This window comes from Proteus genomosp. 6 (assembly GCF_040139785.1).
Lineage (GTDB): Bacteria > Pseudomonadota > Gammaproteobacteria > Enterobacterales > Enterobacteriaceae > Proteus.
Window position 1 is genome coordinate 1 of record NZ_JBEEVJ010000031.1, and the last position, 3440, is coordinate 3440.

Consider the following 3440-nt stretch of genomic DNA (forward strand, 5'->3'; position numbering starts at 1 on the left):
TTGAATGGGTTCATGTGCAGCTCCATCAGCAAAAGGGGATGATAAGTTTATCACCACCGACTATTTGCAACAGTGCCTTCAAACCAGTGACAGCATTACTCATTCAATCTTGGAACTCATCAACAATATGTTGATTGATCTTCTGGCAACAATGGCCCGCCTAGACAATGAGAAACGTATAGAACGTATTAAGCAGGGCCTGGCACGTTCGGGTTACAAACCAACAGGCAAGAAGGCAAATGAGGCTAAACATAAACGAATAAAAGAATTGCTAGTAGTTGGCAATATGACTAAGGAAGAAATTGCCAAAGCAGTGAATTGTGGAGTTGCAACTGTCTATCGAGTTGCTAAAGTTATCTAAAAGAGGCTTATCTCAACGCGCCCCCAATGGGGCACCGCTGCATTCAGGTTACTTCACATAAGAAATTTTATGTTAAATGATTGTTAGAAATGCCCCTTGATCGAGGCATTTTCTATAAAGAATACTAAAAACTAATTAAAGCCAACCAAGTTTCAAAACAAGGCAGTTCTCAGCAATCATATTTTTAAATTATATAACTCCCAACTGAGCTTTTGCTCCAACGATAAGGCTTTCATTTTGAGTTTCTAAGGCAAATAAACCATACATCAAAGGAGAGGCCGCTGCTCTTTCTAAAGTCTGTTCATATAGTTTATTCCAAACTTTACCCCCTAGTTTTTCATACTCGATGATTAGAGTTTTGAGGCTTTCTTCTCCAAACAAAGTTACATGCCCAGCAAAATCAATCGCTGGGTCATCTATATGGGCTGTTGACCAATCAATAACGCCTGAAACAGCTCCATCCTTTGAAGCTAGTACATGCCCAGCATATAAATCGCCATGTATAAATTGGGTGAAATCTGCCCATAGAACATCATTATCCAACCATTTTCTGTAGCGGGTTTCCAATTGCTCACTTATACCAATTTCAGATTTTACTAACTGCAAATTGTTTGCTATTTCAGGTCTTAAATCTGAAGGTTTCATAATTTTCAAATCATTTTCCCGAACTTCTTTTTCAGGAATACTATGGATTTCAAATAAGGTTTTTGCCAAAGATGTTATGTATTTCGGGCTATCTTTGTCCATATTCCAAATTATTTCATAGGTTTCAGCATCCAAATTTAAAACAGGATTATCTTTAAGTATGGGATAAGCCACTAATTCTGTAGATGAAATTCTCCAATCAGGAACCTCTACAGAAAGATGTTTTTTTACCAATTCTAAAATGCGTTTTTCTTTCTTGATTTGTTCCCTCATGCCATCACGACGAGGAATACGCAGCAACCATTGTTGCCCCTTTGTATCAAGAGCAAAAACGACCTTAAAATCAATGCCCATTTCATTGAAATTCATTTTGTCCGTAAGCAACAAGCCGTGTGCTTCAGCAAGTGATTGAATATCTTGAATTGTCATTTTTAATTTCCTTTAAAGAGTTCAATAATTAATGTTCGGATTAGATTGGCTATCATTAACAATCTCTCTCAAAAGTCTTGATGATTTTGTGGTCTTTGATCTCGTAGATAATGTCAGCAATATTATCGACCAATTGCTTGTCATGAGATACGAAGATAATAGTTCCTGCATAGGACTTCATCATTGTTTCTAATGCGGCAATACTTTTTAGGTCAAGATAGTTTCCTGGTTCATCCATAAGCAAAATATTATATTTTCCTAAAAGCATTTTGGATAAAAGCAGTTTGATGATTTCACCTCCCGATAAGTCGGATAAGTTTTTTTGAATATCATTCGCTCCGATCCCCATTGAAGCCAATACTGCACGAATTTCCGCAACTGTGTACTCGCACTCTTCCTGCATAAAGGAGAGCACAGATTTATGCGTGTTAAATTTATATCCTGTTTGTGTAAAGTAGCCAATTTCAGCTTTTGGAGATATGGTTAATCCATCAGCACGTTCTGATATCATTTTTAACAAGGACGTTTTCCCTGTTCCATTCGATCCAGTTATAGCGACTTTAGCGCCAAGCGGTATTATAAAGTTAGCGTCATCAAAGATAGTACGGCTACCAAATTTTAAGCTCAGACCATCTGCCGTAATCGGGAACTTATTGTGCAGTTCTAGGGCTGAACTTTGACGAAAACGAATAGAACGCAAATGCTCTGGTGCTTGAATATCTTCTAATGCAGCCAAACGCTTTTCCATACTCTTAGCTGCCTGATACAGTTTTCTTTGCTTGGTGCCAGTCATTTTTGCATGCCCAAGTCGTCCAGCACTTTCGGTAGAGTTTTTGGATTTTTCTCCTTTTTTCTTATTGTCTAATCGATTAGCTTGCTGGCGTTTTTCTTGCACAGCAGATTCTAATCGCTCCCGTTCCTTCATCATCAGCTCATATTCTACGGCTTGGTGTTGTCGCTCTTCTTCTTTTTGACGCAAGTAATCCGAGTAACCACCCCAATATTCCGTAATTTTACCGTCTTTTAACTCCCATATCTTGTCTACAACCATATCAAGAAAATATCGGTCATGACTGATAACAAGTAATGCTCCATCAAATGCTTTAAGTTGACCAATAAGTAGATCTATTCCATTGAGATCAAGGTGGCTGGTTGGTTCATCCGCTAGAATGCCATGTACTTGTTGGGAAAATGCGGCAGCAATTTTTGCACGAGTTTCCTCTCCGCCACTCATTGTGTCGTTTTGTACATTGGAAACACCAAGGCGAGATAACATTGCCCGGTCTTCGACCGTTTCTATTTCGATTCCGCCCAGTTGGCTGATATGTGCAAAATCACCAAAACGCTGTAATGTCGCTTCGGCTAAAACAATTTCGCCATTAAGTACTTTGAGTAAACTACTCTTTCCTGCTCCGTTATCACCCACAAGACCAATACGGTCATAAGAGTGAATTTCCAATTCATCAATATCCAAAACATCACGCCCAGCATAATCCAAGCGTATGTTTCTCGCTTTAATAATTAAACTCATTTTTATTTACTCCTGTTTAGCTCTTGAAATTTTTTATGCAGCAAACAGGATTTAGGTGAAAACAAAAGCTAGCATCACAGTGTCCTCCCAAAAAAAAAGCTATTCATCCACAGGGTGGACAAATAGCTAGTCAATTAAGTTATAACTGGAAACTATGCACTAAAAGCATACTTATAAATTAAGCATACTTTTACTTTATATATCCGCATATATTCTTAAAGACACAACAAAAGCCCACCATTATAAAATAGTGTCACTATGCAAATAGTTGTGTCTTAACGAATGCGGATAGAATGCATAAACTTACCTAAAAAATAAAATTCAGTTTTATGATAACTTTACTGTTAAAAGAAGTCTAGACAACCTTGTTTTATGCTTGGATATAAGGCTTATTTTAGGCACTGTTGCAAAGTTAGCGATGAGGCAGCCTTTTGTCTTATTCAAAGGCCTTACATTTCAAAAACTCTGCTTACC

3 protein-coding genes are annotated in these 3440 nt (G+C 37.8%); 1 reads left to right on the forward strand and 2 read right to left on the reverse strand.

Annotation, left to right across the window (positions count from 1 at the left end):
* The first annotated feature begins 127 nt into the window (after positions 1-127).
* The gene (locus ABN212_RS18545) at positions 128-361 is read left to right on the forward strand and encodes a helix-turn-helix domain-containing protein (protein WP_121523926.1); all 234 of its coding nucleotides are present in this window, start codon (positions 128-130) and stop codon (positions 359-361) included.
* A gap of 189 nt (positions 362-550) precedes the next feature.
* On the opposite strand, the gene ABN212_RS18550 is transcribed toward ABN212_RS18545, so the two are convergent.
* Positions 551-1435 carry an Mph(E) family macrolide 2'-phosphotransferase gene (locus ABN212_RS18550; RefSeq protein WP_000155092.1) on the reverse strand — a complete coding sequence of 295 codons (885 nt, stop codon included), beginning with the start codon at positions 1433-1435 and terminating at the stop codon, positions 551-553.
* Positions 1436-1490: 55 nt separating this feature from the next.
* Positions 1491-2966, reverse strand: coding sequence for an ABC-F type ribosomal protection protein Msr(E) (gene msr(E) / locus ABN212_RS18555; protein WP_000052512.1), 1476 nt, complete (start codon positions 2964-2966; stop codon positions 1491-1493).
* Positions 2967-3440 lie beyond the last annotated feature (474 nt).

Bases quoted from the DNA above. Each gene is read 5' to 3' on its own strand.
- ABN212_RS18550 (WP_000155092.1), bottom strand. From the start codon at position 1,435: ATGACAATTCAAGATATTCAATCACTTGCTGAAGCACACGGCTTGTTG.
- ABN212_RS18545 (WP_121523926.1), top strand. From the start codon at position 128: ATGTTGATTGATCTTCTGGCAACAATGGCCCGCCTAGACAATGAGAAA.